The following is a 14,981-nucleotide window of genomic DNA, read 5'->3' on the forward strand; positions in this document are numbered from 1 at the left end:
TCTAAGTCAGTACAGCGTGTCTGGGGGAAGTGATCGCACGCTGTCGATCAGGAAATCTGTTCCGGGTTCAGCGCGATGTTGCATTCGCGCTGCAGCACATCAACCAGTTGCTGGCCGATGTCTTCAGGCAATTGGTTCTCGCTGCCAAACCCATCAATGAATCGCAGGAACGCCGGGGTCGCCATGAAGCGCGAAATTTCGGCCTTCCTGTCTTCGTCCAGCCCGGCATCAAATTCGGCATCGCCGCTGGCGATAGCCACTGCCGTGACCTGGAACGTACGCGCCATGTCGCTGCCCGATTCCGTGGCCAAGAATTGCTTCCATTCCTTGATCAGCTGGCTGCCTTCGGTGCCCATGCTGTCCACCACGCCCTGCTGGAACTGCACGTCCAGCAATGCCGAAACCTGCTTTGTCGCGCACGCTTTGCCTGCCACATCCTGCGTCTGCAACGCAGGGAAGTTCGCAATCAAACCCGCTGCCGAATCCGTGCCCAGCGCACCCATGCCCAACTGCTGCATGATCTGGCCGACATCGGCGCGGTCCGCAGGTGCCGCCGAAGCAGCACCCGCCAACAACAAACCCGCCAGCAGCGCGATGCCGCGCATCAGGCCTTGGCCCCTTCCATCATCGTGATGAAGCGGTCAAACAGCGGCGCCACGTCGTGCGGACCAGGCGATGCTTCCGGGTGACCCTGGAACGAGAACGCCGGTGCGTCAGTCAGCTCGACGCCCTGGATGGTCTGGTCGAACAGCGAACGATGGGTGACGCGGATGTTGCCCGGCAGCGTGCTTTCGTCGATGGCGAAGCCGTGGTTCTGCGAGGTGATCATCACCCGGCCGCTGTCGATGTCCTGCACCGGATGGTTTGCGCCGTGGTGGCCGTGGCCCATCTTCATGGTGCGCGCGCCCGAGGCCAGACCCAGCAGCTGGTGGCCCAGGCAGATACCGAAGGTCGGCACCTTCTTGGCCACGAATTCCTTGATCGCAGCAATGGCGTAATCGCACGGTTCCGGATCACCCGGGCCGTTGGACAGGAACACACCGTCCGGATTCATCGCCAGCACCTCGGCCGCAGGCGTCTGCGCCGGCACCACGGTCAGCTCGCAACCGCGTTCGGCGAGCATGCGCAGGATGTTGGTCTTCACGCCGAAGTCGTAGGCCACAACCTTGAACTTCGGTTCGGCGCGCACGAATTCGTTGCTGTCCAGGTCCAACTGGCCATCGGCCCAACCGTAGGACTTGTCCGTGCTGACCACCTTGGCCAGGTCCATGCCCTTCAGGCCCGGGAACTTGCGGGCGGCTTCCAATGCCTTTTCGACATCGATGTCGCCAGCCATCAGCGCACCGTTCTGGGCGCCGCGCTCACGCAGGATGCGGGTCAACTTGCGGGTATCGATACCGGAGATGGCGACCACGCCGCGCTGGATCAACCAATCCTGCAGCGACACCTGGTTGCGCCAGCTGCTCGGACGGCGCGGCACATCGCGCACGATCAGGCCCGAAGCCCACACCTTGGCGGCTTCGTCATCCTGGTCGTTCATGCCGGTGTTGCCGATATGCGGATACGTCAGGGTGATCATCTGCCGAGCGTAGGACGGATCGGTCAGCATCTCCTGATAACCGGTCATGGCGGTGTTGAACACCACCTCACCCACGGACAGGCCGGGCGCGCCTACGGATTCGCCCTCGAATACGGTGCCGTCTTCGAGCACGAGAATTGCGGCTTGGGTCACGGGAATCTCACTTTGGCTACCGGGGGACTCCGAAGCCACGCCTGCGTCCACGGTCAAAAACCGGTTGCAAAAAAGCGCGGACGGCGGTCTGGGAACCGGTCCGGCTGACGTGTTTCGGCGAGCGAGAATTGTACTGGTATGGGGGGCGCCAACGCCAGCGCCCTGTGATCACTGAATTACGCATTCATTGCACTGGGCTGACAAAGGCCAGCCCGCGCATTCAGATTCGTCTTGAATCAGCCCGCCTTGCCGACCAGATCACGCACCCGGTAGTTACCCGGCGCCCGTGCCGCCAGCTGGCCGGCCACATGCAGCGCGCCACGGGCAAAGATGTCCCGGTTGGTTGCCCGATGCACCAACTCCACCCGCTCACCCAGCCCGGTGAACTGAACGAAATGCTCGCCAATGATGTCGCCGGCACGCAGGCTGGCGTAACGCGGCCGTGCCCCGCCCTGCTCGGCCGACTCGCCCAAAGTAATGGCAGTGCCCGACGGCGCGTCCTTCTTATGGACGTGGTGCGACTCGACAATGTCGCAGTCCCAACCCGGCAACGCCACGGCGGCACGCTCGACCAGTTCGGCCAGCACTGCTACGCCCAAGCTGAAGTTGGTCGCCCAGACCAGCGGAATGCGCTGCGCTGCCGCCGACAACGCCGCCTGCTGCGCATCGCTGATGCCGGTGGTGCCTGAGACGAATCCCACGCCGCGCGCCACGCACAGCGCCAGGATCGGATCAAACCCTTCCGGCAGGCTGAAGTCGATGGCGACATCAAACGGCGGCGCGCCGGCCAGTTCACTGACGGCGAAATGCGGAATGCCGTCGATCACACGCTGTATCGGCGGCTTGCGCACCACGGCGGCGGCGACCTGCAATGCGGCGTCTTCTGCTGCCAGACGCAGCAAGGCTTGGCCCATGCGACCGGAAGCACCATGGATCAGCAAACGAATCGGAGTGTTGTTCATGCCGGGCAAGCTACGTTCAAGCACGGCAGGACACAAGAGGCGTTTCAGCGGAAACGGCTTTGCGGTGACAGCTCGCATCGCTGCTGGTCTTGCCGATCGACGTTTACGTTCTGGAGATTCGTGACGCGGCTCGCCCAGCAACTTGCCCTCATCACCATTGCCGACAAAGGCGCTGAGGCGTCGTTTTGTGCGCGAAGTTCATCGACGCCGGAGCCGCTCGCTGTTGCCACATTGTTCTTCGCCTCTCCGCGGTCGCACGCGGTGACCGGGCAGAACCTGATTGTCGACGGCGGACTGGTCCGCGACTGAGCGCTGCCAGTACAGACAAAAAAAACGCCGGCAACGCCGGCGTTTTTTTTGCTCAATGCTGCTTCGGCTCACTGGGCCCGCAGCTGTCACAGCCACCGCAGGCACCACCGCCGCTGGAAGGCGCGGGCGCCAACTTCCGCCCCCATGCTTGCAGACGCGGCGAGCGCTGCGGCTTGACCAGCCACAACGCCAACGCGCCGCGTACACGCCGCACGACGCCCGGGAACTGCTTCTTCAGCACCACCCACACGCTGACCACCACGGCCAGCGCAATCAACAGGTATTGAAGCAGCAAGCCGGCATCCATCAGCCCGCACCCATCGCCACGGCCACCTGGTAGGTGACCAATGCGGCCAGATACGCCGCACCGAACAGGTAAACGGTGGCGAAGGCCATCTGCTTCCACGAGTTGGTCTCGCGCTTGATGGTGGCCAGCGTGGAAATGCACATCGGTGCGTAGATGAACCACACCATCAGCGACAAGCCCGTCGCCAGCGTCCAGCCATCGCTGATCACCGGCGTCAGCGCCTGGATCGCCGCGTCATCGTCGGCGGCAGAGAGTGCGTAGATGGTGGCCAGCGAGGACACCGCCACTTCGCGCGCGCCCATGCCGGGGATCAGCGCAATACATATCTGCCAGTTGAAGCCCAACGGCGCGAAGATCACCGCCATCCAGTGGCCAAGCTGGCCGGCGTAGCTGTAATCGATGGCCGGCATCGTCGCGTTCTCCGGTGCGCCCGGGAACGACAGCAGGAACCACAACAGGATGGTCAGCGCCAGAATGATGCCGCCAACGCGCTTGAGGAAGATCATCGCGCGCTCGTACAAGCCCACCGCCAGGTCACGCGGATGCGGCAAACGGTACGACGGCAGTTCCAGCATCAGCGGGTGCTCGCTCTTGTCGCGACGGAACTTCTTCATCGTCCACGACATCACCAGCGCGCTCAGAATGCCGGCCAGGTACAGGCCAAACAACACCAGCCCTTGCTGGTTGAACATGCCCCACACCGTCTTGGCGGGAATGAACGCACCAATCAGCAGCGCATACACCGGGAGACGTGCCGAGCAGGTCATCAGCGGCGCCACCAGAATCGTGGCCAAGCGGTCACGCGGGTCCTGGATGGAGCGCGTGGACATGATGCCCGGCACCGCGCAGGCGAAGCTGGACAGCAGCGGGATGAAGGACCGCCCGGACAAACCGGCCGCCGCCATCATGCGGTCCAGCAGGAACGCCGCACGCGGCAGATAGCCGGATTCTTCCAACGCGAGGATGAAGGCGAACAGGATCAGGATCTGCGGCAGGAACACCAGCACGCCACCGACACCGGCGATGATGCCGTCCACCAGCAGGCTGCTCAGCGGGCCTTCCGGCAGGGTTTCGGCCACCACCGGCCCGAGCCAGGCAAAGGCCGCCTCGATGCCGTCCATCAGCGGTGTGGCCCAGGCGTACACGGCCTGGAAGATCAGGAACATCACCACCGCCAGCGTCAGCAACCCGAACACCGGGTGCAGCAACCAGCGGTCCAATGCGTCGTCGATCTTCGCGGTGCGGGTCGGCATCTGCACGGCAGTGGCAAGAATGTCACGCACCTGCACGTGCAGGTCTTCACCGGCGACCGGGGCATGTACCGGCGTTGATGCCAGCTGTGGCACCAGCGCGTCGATGCGCTCCACCAGCGCCTTGGCACCGTTGCGGCGCACGGCGATGGTTTCCACCACCGGCACACCCAGCGCCTTCTCCAGCGCCGGCACGTCGATTTCAATGCCACGGCGACGCGCAGCGTCCACCATGTTCAACGCGATGATCATCGGCTTGCCGAGCTCACGCACTTCCAGGGCGAAACGCAGGTGCAGACGCAGGTTGGTGGCATCGATGACGCACACCAGCGCATCCGGCGCGGCCTCGCCCGGGTAGAAACCCCGGCACAGATCGCGGGTGATGGCTTCGTCCAGACTTGCCGGTTGCAGACTGTAGGCGCCCGGCAGATCCAGCACGGCGTACTCACGGCCGGACGGCCCGCGCATGCGGCCTTCCTTGCGCTCGACGGTTACGCCGGTGTAATTGGCGACTTTCTGGCGGCTGCCGGTCAGCTGATTGAACAGCGCGGTCTTGCCGCTGTTGGGATTGCCGACCAGGGCCAGGCGTGCAATCGACTCACTCATGACTCAACTCCATTGCGCTGCACCTGCACGCGCACGGCTTCACTGCGGCGCAGCGCGAAGCGGGTGAAACCCACTTGGCACAGCAATGGTTCGCCGCCGACTGGCCCACGGGCCACCACACGAACCTCTTCGCCGTTCACGAATCCCAACTCCCGCAACCTGCGGGCGATGGCGTCATTGGGGTGCATATCCTGCACGTCCTCCACCCGAGCGGGGGCATGCAGCGGCAAATCTGACAACGTCACTGAATGGGCGCCTATGTAGAAAGTGATGAATAAGAATGGTTATCAATTCTAGCATCGCCGCGCCGCGTCATGGCGTCCCACCCCGGCACCGCTATGATTCGCCGGATTTCCTCGATACACAGGCTTTCCCAGATGAGCGATGCACTGCTCGTGCAGCATGATGGCGCGATTGCGACCCTGCACTTGAACCGGCCCGAACTGCACAACGCATTCGATGCCGCACTTATTCACTCGTTGACCGAGGCCTTGCTGGCGCTGGGCGCTGACTCTACGGTCCGCGCCGTGGTGCTTGCCGGCAACGGCCCGTCCTTCTCCGCGGGCGCCGATCTGCAGTGGATGCGGGCCATGGCCACCGCCACCCAGGACGAAAACCGCACCGATTCGCTGGCGCTCGCGCGACTGATGCGCACCCTCGACGAACTGCCCAAGCCGACCATCGCCCGTGTGCAGGGCGCAGCATTCGGCGGCGGCGTGGGCCTGATTGCCTGCTGCGATATCGCCATTGCCGCCGAAGGCGCGCGCTTCGGCCTGACCGAAAGCCGCCTCGGGCTGCTGCCAGCGGTCATCTCCCCGTATGTGATCGCCGCGATTGGCCCGCGCCAGGCTCGGCGCTGGTTTGCCACCGGCGAGCATTTCGATGCCGCCACGGCCGAGCGCATCGGCCTGGTCCACCAGGTGGTGCCAGCCGATGCGCTGGATGCAGCGGTGCGCACCCAGCTCGACCTGCTGGCCAAGGCGGCGCCGGTCGCCGCCGGTTCGGCCAAGGTATTGGTGCGCGAAGTCTGCGCCGCCGTCGGCGACCGCGACGGGCTTGACCGGGCCAACGCCGGCCTGATTGCCGCGCTACGCGCCTCCGACGAAGGCCGCGAAGGCCTATCGGCCTTCCTGGAAAAACGCGCACCTGCCTGGGCGACGAAGTAATCCGTCGCCCTCCCCGCCTTGCCTTGGAACACCATGAACGACTTCGTCCGCATCGTTGAAGTAGGCCCACGCGATGGTCTGCAGAATGAAAAACAGCTGGTCAGCACCGCCGACAAGATCGAGCTGATCGACCGGCTCTCGGCCACCGGCCTGCGCAGTATTGAAGCGACCAGTTTCGTCAGCCCGAAGTGGGTGCCGCAGTTGGCCGACGCCGCCGAGGTCTTTGCCGGCATCCAGCGCCGCCCGGGCATCAGTTACCCGGTCTTGGTGCCGAACGAGCAGGGTTACGAACGCGCCCTCGCCGTCGGCGCGCAGGAAGTGGCGGTGTTCACCGCGGCCTCGGAACAATTCAACCGCACCAATACCAACGCCGGCATTGATGAATCGCTGCTGCGCTTCGAGCCGATCCTGGCCCGGGCCAAAGCCGATGGCATCAAGGTGCGCGGCTACGTCTCCACGGTGCTTGGCTGCCCGTATCAAGGCGAAGTGCCGCTGGCCGATGTGGTGCGCGTGGCGGTGCGCCTGCACCGCATGGGCTGCTACGAGGTATCGCTGGGCGACACCATCGGCGTCGGCACGCCGCTCAAGGCTAGGGCCATGTTGCAGGCGGTGGCGACGGAGATTCCGATGGACGCGCTGGCGGTCCATTTCCACGACACCTACGGTCAGGCACTGGCCAATATCGCCGCCTGTCTGGAGCTTGGCGTGCGCGTGGTGGACGCGGCCGTGGCCGGCACCGGCGGCTGCCCCTACGCACGCGGTGCAAGTGGTAATGTCGCCAGCGAGGACGTCGTTTATATGTTGCAGGGGATGGGCTTGGCCACCGGCATCGACCTGCCGGCACTGGCCGCCACGGGGAACTGGCTCGCCGATCGGCTGGGCCGGCCAACAGGCAGCAAGACAGGAAAGGCTTTGTCAGTGTCATGAGCGGTACCGGCCAGCGCATAGTCCACGACCAAGGCGAGCATCCTGCTGCCCATGTCAATGCGTTGGCCGAACTGGAACAAGCCCTGCACCAACCGCTGCCGCACAAGCTGCAAGGCGTGTTGCAAGCCGCCTGCGATGCGCTGCGCGAAGCCATGAGCGAACGCCAGGCCGCGCAACGCCGCTACGAAGCCCTGTTTGATGCGGTGCCCGACCCGGTCAGCATTCTCAACGCCTCTGGCGTGGTGTTGGACGTCAACACTGCCGGGGTCAACGCCTACGGCCGCAGTCGCGAAGATATCGTCGGCCAGCCGATCGAACTGCTCAATCCCGACCTGCCGGCCGACCATCTGGAGCCGGTCTGGGAAACGCTCAACCGCGGCGAGACCTACGTGGTCGAAGTCACCAACATGCGCGGCGATGGCAGCCGCTTTCCGGTGGAAGTGCATTCGGCCGGCTTCGAGCACGATGGCCAGCCCTGCATCGTTGCGGTTGCGCGTGACCTGAGCCGCCGCTGGCAGGCCGAAACGCGTTATCGCCTGCTGCTGGAATCCATCGACAAGGGCGTGCTGCTGTTTGATCGCAACCTTGGCATCGTCTCGGCCAACCCGGCCGCACACCGCATCTTCAACATGAGCGGAATGGCGACCGGGCGACTGCCGCTGACCGGCGACGAATGGATCACGGTTGACGAACATGGCCGCCGCCTTGGCCTGGATCAATGGCCGGTGTCCAAGGCGTTCCGCAACGGCCGCATCATCCCCAGCACCATCATCGGTCTGTACCACCGTCCGCACGGCCGCATGATCTGGATTTCGATCACCACGGTGCCGGTATTTTCGTCGGACTGTGACCTGCCCGACCACGTGTTTTCGTTGTTCAGCGACATCACCGAACTCAAACGCGACCACGCGCTGTTTGACCGTGCGCAATCGCTGGCGCATATCGGCGGCTGGGAATGGGACAGGGGCCAACAATGCCTGTACCTCACCGGCGAAGCGCAGCGCATCCTCGGCCAGGAGCAGGCGCCGAGTGATCTGGAACAATTGTTGCTCTGCCTGAACTCCTCATCACGCCAACTGCTACGCGACGCCATCGAACACGAACCCGAGCACCGCAACGGCTTTGAGTTGGAACTGCAGGGCCAGCGCGCCAACGGCCACAGCTTCTGGATCCGCATGATTGGTGAAGTGGAACCCGGCGACCTCGCCTCCACCCGCATCGCTGGCACATTCCAGGACATCACCGAGCCCAAGCATGCCGAAGAGACACTGAAGAACCAGGCACGCACCGATCCACTCACCGGCATCATGAATCGCGATGCGGCGCTGACCGATCTCGAAATGCGCCTGAACAATCCATCGCATGCCGGCGTGGCGGTGCTGTACATCGACCTGGACCGCTTCAAGACCGTCAACGATGTGCTTGGTCACAACGCTGGCGACCAGCTGTTGATCGAAGCCAGCCGGCGCATTCGTGATGCGGTCGGCACCGAGGGTTTGCTGGCCCGTTTTGGCGGCGACGAATTCGTGGTGACCTGCGATGCGCGCGATCTTCCGCAGCGCCCGGAGTTGTTGGCCGAAGCGATTACGCAGGCGTTTGCGCCGTCATTTTCGTTCGGCAAGGACGAGTTCTCGGTGACCACCAGCATCGGCATCGCACGCGCACCGCAACACGGATTGCGCCCGCAGCAGCTGATCCAGAGTGCTGACCTTGCGATGTACGAATGCAAGCGTCGCGGCCGCAATGGCTGGTTGGAATTCAATCTGGAAATGGAGCAGCGTCAACACGACCGGCTGCAGATCGAACGGCGCCTGCGCAAGGCGCTGGAACGCAATGAATTCCGCTTGGTGTACCAACCGCAAGTGGACCTGCAAAGCGGCAAGATCATCGCCTGCGAGGCGCTGATCCGCTGGCGCAACCGGCAGCTGGGCGAGCTGCGCCCGGACATCTTCATCAGCCATGCCGAAAACACCGGCGACATCGTGCGCATCGGCGAATGGGTGCTGCATCAGGCCTGCAAGCAGATCCGTCAATGGCAGGACGACGGGCTGGGCCTGATCCGCGTGGCGATCAATGTATCCTATCGCCAGTTCAGCGGTGACCGGCTGGCGCGGCAGGTCCGCGAAGTGCTGGACGAATACGGCCTGCCCGGCGCCGCACTGGAGCTGGAATTCACCGAGCGGGTGTTGATCGAAGATGCCCCTTCCACCCTGCGCACCTTCGCCGAGCTGCGGCAGATGGGTGTGATGCTGACCATCGACGATTTCGGCGAGGGTTACAGCGCCTTGAACTACCTGCGCACCCTGCCCATCCACGGCCTGAAACTCAGCCAGCTGTTCATCAGTGGCGTGCCGAAAAACCGCTCCGACGTCGCCGTCTGCGAGGCGGTCAGCGGCATTGCCCGCAGCCTCGGGCTGGGCTTGGTAGCCGAAGGCATTGAGTCGGAAGCACAGCGCCAGTACTTGTTGCAGTTGGGCGTGCCGGTCGGCCAGGGGTTTCTGTTCGCGCCCGGCCTGTCGCCGGCCGAGTTCGTGCACAAGCTGCGCTGAGCGTCCACGCCGGTCTGCGCAGGTCTGATCGGTGTCTTTTCGCATTGCCGGCATCAGCTAGAATCGGCGGCTCTTTCACACAGGGTCGATCCAATGCAGCTGTCCTCCGTTCGCGCCGTCATTACCGGCGGTGTCTCCGGCCTCGGCCTGGGTGTTGCCCAGTTCCTGGTTGCCAATGGCGGCAAGGTCGCCCTGTTCGATCTCAACGATGAGAAAGGTGCCGCCGCGGTCGCCGAACTCGGCACTGACAATGCCCGCTACTTCACCACCAATGTCACCGACGAAGCCGGCGTGGCCGCCAACCTCGCCGCTGCAAAAGAATTCCTCGGCGGGCTGAACGTGGTGATGAACTGCGCCGGCATTCTCGGCGCCGGCCGCGTGCTGGGCCGTGAAGCGCCGATGCCACTGGCCAACTTCCAGGGCACGGTGATGGTCAACCTGGTCGGCAGCTTCAACGTCGCCAAGGCCGCCGCCGACCTGATGCAGCACAACGAGGCCAGCGCCGACGGCGAGCGCGGCGTGATCATCAACACCGCCTCGGTGGCCGCCTATGAAGGCCAGATCGGCCAGGCCGCCTACTCCGCCTCCAAGGGCGGCGTGGTTGGCATGACCCTGCCGATGGCGCGCGAGCTGTCCCGTTTCGGCATCCGCGTGTTGACCATCGCCCCGGGCGTGTTCTGGACCCCGATGGTCGATGGCATGCCGGCCAACGTGCAGGAATCGCTGGCCGCCTCCATCCCGTTCCCGTCGCGTCTGGGCCAGCCGGCCGACTTCGCCAGCCTGGTCGGCCACATCATTGGCAATACCTACCTCAACGGTGAGACCATTCGCCTCGACGGTGCCGTGCGTCTGGCACCGAAGTGACGATGGAGCGGGGAATGGGGAACAGGGAATGGGGAATGACGCCCCGCTTCCGCTCCACCATTCCCTGAACCTTGTTCCCCGTACTCAGGGTGGAGGCCGCTGGTGATCCTCCATTCCCTGTTCCCCATTCCCCATTTCCTGCACTTATGAAAGCCAACGACATCAAGAAAGGCAACGTCGTCGAGTACAACAACGGCGTCTATCAGATCCGCGACATCGAGCGCAGCTCGCCGCAGGGCCGTGGCGGCAATGTCCGCTTCCGTTTCATCATGTACAGCGTGCCGGGCGGCAACAAGCTCGATGCCAGCTTCGACGCGGATGACAACCTGCCGGAAGTCGAGCTGCTGCGCCGCCAGTCCACCTTCTCCTACATGGACGGCGACGCCTTCGTGTTCATGGACGACGAGGACTACACCCCGTACACGCTGGATGCGGACGTGATCGGCGACGACGCCGGCTACATCACCGAGGGCCTGAACGGCATCTTCGTGCAGGTGATCGACGACCAGCCGGTCGCGATCCAGCTGCCGCAGCACGTCACCCTGGAAGTGGTGGAAACCCCGCCGGAACTGAAGGGCGGCACCGCCACCAAGCGACCGAAGCCCGCCAAGCTCAGCACCGGCCTGGAAATCATGGTGCCGGAGTACATCACCAACGGTGAGCGCATCCTGGTGAACACCACCACGGGCGAGTTCGGCGGCCGCGCCGACTGATTGCCGTGAATCAAGCCCCTTCCGCCCAACAAGGCGGGAGGGGCTTTTTTTTTTGCGCAGCATTTGCCGTGACGCGGGCGATGCAATCCTGCCAGCCGCACCGCAAGTGCGGGCTTGGACTTAAGCCGCAATCTTCGCCGGCTCGACGACTGGCGCCGCGCTCAAACCACCACAGGCAAATAGATGGACACCGCAGCCCCGCCCAACGGCGAGGTGCCGATGGTCGCCACGCCACCGGACTGCGCGGCAAAACCGTAGACCTGACTCAAGCCAAGCCCGCTGCCATCGCCCACCGCCTTGGTGGTGAAAAACGGCTCGAACACGTTTTCGCGAATGTCCCCACCGATGCCCGGGCCACTGTCACCGACGGTGATGCACACGAATGGCCGATCCGTGCCGCTCATCGCGGGCAAGCACATAACCTCCGGCCGCGCCTCCACCACCACACGGCCGACGCCGTTCATTGCATCGCGACTGTTGCTCAATAGGTTGAGCAATGCCGCCTCGAACTGCGCAACGTCCACCGTAATCTGCGGCAAGCCGGCATCGGCACGTATTTCCAGCGCGACGCCTTCACCGCAAACGCGGCCATAGAGATCACGTGATGCGTGCAGCAGCCCGCCCACTTCGCTGAGCTGCGGCACCAAGGTCTGCCCGCCACCGAACGCCAGCATCTGCCGGGTCAGCTGGGTGCCGCGTTCGACCGCGCGCAACGCGATGTCCAGAATGCGCCGTGCGGCCTCATCGCCGGTGCGGCGCGCAACCAACATATCCAGGCTGTTGCCGATGATCGACAGCAGATTATTGAAGTCGTGCGACAGCCCCAGCGTCAGCTTGCCCACCGCATCCAGGCGCTGCCCGCGCAAGGTGATTTCCTGTGCATCGCGGACACGCTTCTGGGTATTGAAGAAGCCGGTGATGTCGCGAACCACCATCACCACGCTCATCGCTGCATCGCCGGGGATGCGTTCCAGCATCAAGCTGGCACGGAAGCGGCTGTCGTCCTTGCGCACCATGGCCAGCCCCATCTGCTCGAATTCGCCGGCCAGAACCTGCGAAAGCACCTGCTGATCCACCCCGCGTTCCACGTCCGATTCGCTGAAAAGACACGAGAAGTGCCGCCCAATCAACGCTTCAGGTGCGTAGCCGAAGATCGCCTCAACACCGGCATTGCAACCACGCACACAGCCATCGGCGTCCAGCCGCACGATCGCGTAGGAACGCAGCTTCAGAACGTCCTGCAGCAATGCTTCATCAGTGAGGTTTGTCGCCATTCGCCCCGTGCCCAGCCGCGTTCCCAAGGTCATCCGCAGCCGACAACGCGGGCAATGCGGACCCGCTACCGTACCGTAAACGCAGCTGTTCCCGCAGGTAGTCCAGGTTGGCCTCTATGCCGGCCATCTGCAGCCGCTGGCCAGCGGGCAGCACGTCCACGGCTTGTTGCCGCAGCGCTTGCCACTGTACCCCTGCCTTTTCGGATCCAGCGACCACGTCCGCCTGCAAGGTGAGGCGTTCATGCGCGATGGGAATGCCGTAGCCCGGCGCCGGCAGGTTGCCGGGTGCCAGCAGTACATCGGCGCGCGCCATCAATTCGTTGAACTGCTCAAGCGCGTCATCCGCACCCTTGGCCGACAGCAAACGCCGTTTCAGGACATCCCGCGCCAACAGCTCCTGCCGTCGCCATGCGGCCTGCTCCAGCAACAGCATGGCTGCCAGCACTTCATTATCGGCCTGCGCCATCCACGTCCGGCGCTCGGTCGCCGGCAACGCCAGCCAGCTTTCGACGCTGGATACCGGCAAGGGCAGCGCCTTGCGCGCGACATCAAACACCAGCGCGTAATGGCTTTCGGCCGATTCAAAGTAGTACCCATTGCGAATGGCCTGCTGCCGATCTACCGGCGCCACCGACGCAATCGCTTGCTCGCGCAGACGCCGCAGCAAGCCCGTCGGCGTGATCGACGACAACGATGCCGCATCCAGACGCGGCACGCCTTCGTGCAGCAGCTTCCACGTCTCCACCGCGCAGTTGTTGCTGACGAAAAAATAGCGGCCGTCGTAGCTCCAGTGCAGCCGCGCGGCCTGCAGCAGAAGCTGGTCGACCTCCGCCCGCGACAGCGCCAGCGGCGTGGATGACAGCCCGCGCAGCTCGACCCTCGTGTATTCCTCCACCACGCGACTGAGCGGCAGCACGAACAACCGCGACGGGTAGGAACCGGTCAATCCGCGCCAGCTGGATATCTGCACATCACCGACAAACGCGCGGAACGACAGCACCAAGTGATGTTGCAGATCCATTCGACAGGCCGGCCCCGGCGCACGCCCCGGCGCGCAGATGACCAGCCGCAACATGCTGTGGCCCCAGCGGCTCATCAACTGCGCATTGCCTTCGGCCAGCAGGAAATCGACTTCGTAGATCCGCGCAGGATCCAGTTCCAGCAGATCGGCCAGGCCGTCCTGCTCGCCGGCCTGCATGAACGGCAAGGTCGAAGCGCACGCTACATCGGTCAGCGCCGAAACGTCGCCCAAGTGCTGCACGAACCACGCATGCAAGGCCGGCCGCCGGCAACGGTAGTCGCCGTCCAGCAGATAATGTTCAAGGTTGACCGCGAAAAACTCTGCCGGGCTGTGCAGTTCGTAACGATCCGGGCTGCGCAGCGCAAAGTTGTTGCGGCCACGTCCGGGCCATAGCGGGCGTTGCTGCCAGCCAGCCAGATCGAGAAAACGTGGCTGCTGCGACCAGCCGCCATGTGACGAGCGATCCAGTGCATGCGCCAGTTCGTGGATCAACGCAGCGCGTGCCGGTTGCCAAGCGGCGGCTTCGGCCTGCCTGGGATCAGCCGCATTCGCAGCGGCAAGCAGCGGCGTCAGCAAGCGACGATCCAGGCCCAGTTCGTTTCCGCGCGCCCTGCCCTGCACATGCGCGGGCAAGTCGTCGCGCCAGCGCAGGCGCAATTGCAGATCGTGTTGGTCGCGCGCGGCCGCCGGAAGCTCATTGAGCACGTCGGCCACCAGCCGCTGACTGACCTGTTGCTCGGCAGGCGTCAGCCCGTCTTCCTGCACGCTGATGACGAGTGCGGCATGCAGCGGCCCTGCTACCAGCAGGGCCAACAACAATACCAGCCACCGCGTGGGCGGCGGCCGGCAACACACGGTCACAGCGCCAGGATCTTCCGGGCCAGTTCCATGTCGCTGGCATCGCGCGCAGCCACATCCTTCTCGCGCAGGTGGATCAGCGCTGCTTCCAGCCAGGCACCGCGAATGGCGCCATTGCTGGCGACGAAACCGGCGGCGTCTTCGCGCGCTTCCAGCACCACCTTGTCATCACCTGACGAACTACCCGAACTGTTGGACGAAGCACCCGTCGCCGAGCCGGCCGACGTACCGGCAAAACTGGAAGCGAACACCGACATCGGCAGGGCAACCAGGGCGCAGAACAGGATCGAGCGAATTTTCATCGGGGGACGCACTGCAAGGAAAGATGGCAAAGAATACCGGCGACCGGCGCGCAGGTCGAACCTTATACGCGCCGCGCGCGCCTCATATTCAGCCAGCAGAAGCGGTAGGCATTGCCGAACTAGCCGCTGTTTGGTGACGCT

Annotated in this window: 15 protein-coding genes; 6 read left to right on the plus strand and 9 right to left on the minus strand. The window is 64.2% G+C overall.

Features of this window, described 5'->3' with window-relative positions:
- Positions 1 to 47: 47 nt before the first annotated feature.
- The 3 genes from ACREP4_RS16035 to dapB all read right to left on the minus strand — a co-directional run bounded on the left by ACREP4_RS16035 (position 48) and on the right by dapB (position 2,694).
- Positions 48 to 605, minus strand: coding sequence for a hypothetical protein (locus ACREP4_RS16035; protein ID WP_431597196.1), 558 nt, complete (start codon positions 603 to 605; stop codon positions 48 to 50).
- A complete protein-coding gene (gene carA / locus ACREP4_RS16040; protein ID WP_431597197.1) occupies positions 605 to 1,732 on the minus strand; it encodes a glutamine-hydrolyzing carbamoyl-phosphate synthase small subunit in 1,128 nt (375 codons plus the stop codon). Before carA ends, ACREP4_RS16035 begins: the two co-directional genes overlap by 1 nt.
- Before the next feature lie 236 nt (positions 1,733 to 1,968).
- Positions 1,969 to 2,694, minus strand: a complete 726-nt coding sequence (gene dapB, locus ACREP4_RS16045; RefSeq protein ID WP_431597198.1) for a 4-hydroxy-tetrahydrodipicolinate reductase — start codon at positions 2,692 to 2,694, stop codon at positions 1,969 to 1,971.
- A gap of 120 nt (positions 2,695 to 2,814) precedes the next feature.
- Here dapB and ACREP4_RS16050 point away from each other — a divergent pair, with 120 nt between their 5' ends.
- Positions 2,815 to 3,003, plus strand: coding sequence for an SDR family oxidoreductase (locus ACREP4_RS16050; protein WP_431597199.1), 189 nt, complete (start codon positions 2,815 to 2,817; stop codon positions 3,001 to 3,003).
- Positions 3,004 to 3,055: 52 nt separating this feature from the next.
- Here ACREP4_RS16050 and ACREP4_RS16055 read toward each other — a convergent pair whose 3' ends face one another.
- From ACREP4_RS16055 to ACREP4_RS16065, 3 genes are read right to left on the minus strand one after another with little or no spacing between them, the layout of a single operon-like run.
- Positions 3,056 to 3,310, minus strand: coding sequence for a DUF6587 family protein (locus ACREP4_RS16055; protein ID WP_431597200.1), 255 nt, complete (start codon positions 3,308 to 3,310; stop codon positions 3,056 to 3,058).
- Positions 3,310 to 5,166, minus strand: a complete 1,857-nt coding sequence (gene feoB / locus ACREP4_RS16060) for a ferrous iron transport protein B (RefSeq protein WP_431597201.1) — start codon at positions 5,164 to 5,166, stop codon at positions 3,310 to 3,312. Before feoB ends, ACREP4_RS16055 begins: the two co-directional genes overlap by 1 nt.
- Positions 5,163 to 5,411: a FeoA family protein gene (locus tag ACREP4_RS16065; protein ID WP_431597202.1), complete on the minus strand. Its 249-nt coding sequence runs from the start codon at positions 5,409 to 5,411 to the stop codon at positions 5,163 to 5,165. Before ACREP4_RS16065 ends, feoB begins: the two co-directional genes overlap by 4 nt.
- Before the next feature lie 132 nt (positions 5,412 to 5,543).
- Between ACREP4_RS16065 and ACREP4_RS16070 the strand changes: the two genes are divergently transcribed.
- The 5 genes from ACREP4_RS16070 to yeiP all read left to right on the plus strand — a co-directional run bounded on the left by ACREP4_RS16070 (position 5,544) and on the right by yeiP (position 11,385).
- Positions 5,544 to 6,332, plus strand: a complete 789-nt coding sequence (locus ACREP4_RS16070; protein ID WP_431597203.1) for an enoyl-CoA hydratase-related protein — start codon at positions 5,544 to 5,546, stop codon at positions 6,330 to 6,332.
- Between the two features lie 33 nt (positions 6,333 to 6,365).
- Positions 6,366 to 7,259: a hydroxymethylglutaryl-CoA lyase gene (locus tag ACREP4_RS16075; RefSeq protein WP_431597204.1), complete on the plus strand. Its 894-nt coding sequence runs from the start codon at positions 6,366 to 6,368 to the stop codon at positions 7,257 to 7,259.
- Entirely contained in the window at positions 7,256 to 9,808 is a 2,553-nt protein-coding gene (locus tag ACREP4_RS16080; RefSeq protein ID WP_431597205.1) for a sensor domain-containing protein, read from the plus strand. The genes ACREP4_RS16075 and ACREP4_RS16080 overlap by 4 nt, the downstream gene beginning before the upstream one ends.
- Before the next feature lie 93 nt (positions 9,809 to 9,901).
- Complete coding sequence (locus ACREP4_RS16085) at positions 9,902 to 10,672, plus strand: SDR family NAD(P)-dependent oxidoreductase (RefSeq protein ID WP_431597206.1); 771 nt, start codon at positions 9,902 to 9,904, stop codon at positions 10,670 to 10,672.
- Between the two features lie 146 nt (positions 10,673 to 10,818).
- Positions 10,819 to 11,385 carry an elongation factor P-like protein YeiP gene (gene yeiP, locus ACREP4_RS16090; RefSeq protein ID WP_431597207.1) on the plus strand — a complete coding sequence of 189 codons (567 nt, stop codon included), beginning with the start codon at positions 10,819 to 10,821 and terminating at the stop codon, positions 11,383 to 11,385.
- A gap of 161 nt (positions 11,386 to 11,546) precedes the next feature.
- Here yeiP and ACREP4_RS16095 read toward each other — a convergent pair whose 3' ends face one another.
- From ACREP4_RS16095 to ACREP4_RS16105, 3 genes are read right to left on the minus strand one after another with little or no spacing between them, the layout of a single operon-like run.
- Entirely contained in the window at positions 11,547 to 12,659 is a 1,113-nt protein-coding gene (locus ACREP4_RS16095; RefSeq protein ID WP_431597208.1) for a two-component system sensor histidine kinase NtrB, read from the minus strand.
- Positions 12,640 to 14,493, minus strand: a complete 1,854-nt coding sequence (locus ACREP4_RS16100; protein WP_431597209.1) for a DUF4105 domain-containing protein — start codon at positions 14,491 to 14,493, stop codon at positions 12,640 to 12,642. Before ACREP4_RS16100 ends, ACREP4_RS16095 begins: the two co-directional genes overlap by 20 nt.
- Before the next feature lie 44 nt (positions 14,494 to 14,537).
- Complete coding sequence (locus ACREP4_RS16105; protein WP_431597210.1) at positions 14,538 to 14,840, minus strand: DUF2388 domain-containing protein; 303 nt, start codon at positions 14,838 to 14,840, stop codon at positions 14,538 to 14,540.
- Between the last annotated feature and the right edge of the window lie 141 nt (positions 14,841 to 14,981).

This window comes from Stenotrophomonas sp. (assembly GCF_050737575.1).
In the GTDB taxonomy this organism is placed as follows: domain Bacteria; phylum Pseudomonadota; class Gammaproteobacteria; order Xanthomonadales; family Xanthomonadaceae; genus Stenotrophomonas.

What these genes read in the sequence shown, in the direction of transcription:
- ACREP4_RS16035 (WP_431597196.1), bottom strand. Translation starts at nt 605, where the DNA reads ATGCGCGGCATCGCGCTGCTGGCGGGTTTGTTGTTGGCGGGTGCTGCT.
- dapB (WP_431597198.1), bottom strand. Translation starts at nt 2,694, where the DNA reads ATGAACAACACTCCGATTCGTTTGCTGATCCATGGTGCTTCCGGTCGC.
- ACREP4_RS16055 (WP_431597200.1), bottom strand. Translation starts at nt 3,310, where the DNA reads ATGGATGCCGGCTTGCTGCTTCAATACCTGTTGATTGCGCTGGCCGTG.
- feoB (WP_431597201.1), bottom strand. Translation starts at nt 5,166, where the DNA reads ATGAGTGAGTCGATTGCACGCCTGGCCCTGGTCGGCAATCCCAACAGC.
- ACREP4_RS16070 (WP_431597203.1), top strand. Translation starts at nt 5,544, where the DNA reads ATGAGCGATGCACTGCTCGTGCAGCATGATGGCGCGATTGCGACCCTG.
- ACREP4_RS16075 (WP_431597204.1), top strand. Translation starts at nt 6,366, where the DNA reads ATGAACGACTTCGTCCGCATCGTTGAAGTAGGCCCACGCGATGGTCTG.
- ACREP4_RS16080 (WP_431597205.1), top strand. Translation starts at nt 7,256, where the DNA reads ATGAGCGGTACCGGCCAGCGCATAGTCCACGACCAAGGCGAGCATCCT.
- ACREP4_RS16085 (WP_431597206.1), top strand. Translation starts at nt 9,902, where the DNA reads ATGCAGCTGTCCTCCGTTCGCGCCGTCATTACCGGCGGTGTCTCCGGC.
- yeiP (WP_431597207.1), top strand. Translation starts at nt 10,819, where the DNA reads ATGAAAGCCAACGACATCAAGAAAGGCAACGTCGTCGAGTACAACAAC.
- ACREP4_RS16095 (WP_431597208.1), bottom strand. Translation starts at nt 12,659, where the DNA reads ATGGCGACAAACCTCACTGATGAAGCATTGCTGCAGGACGTTCTGAAG.
- ACREP4_RS16105 (WP_431597210.1), bottom strand. Translation starts at nt 14,840, where the DNA reads ATGAAAATTCGCTCGATCCTGTTCTGCGCCCTGGTTGCCCTGCCGATG.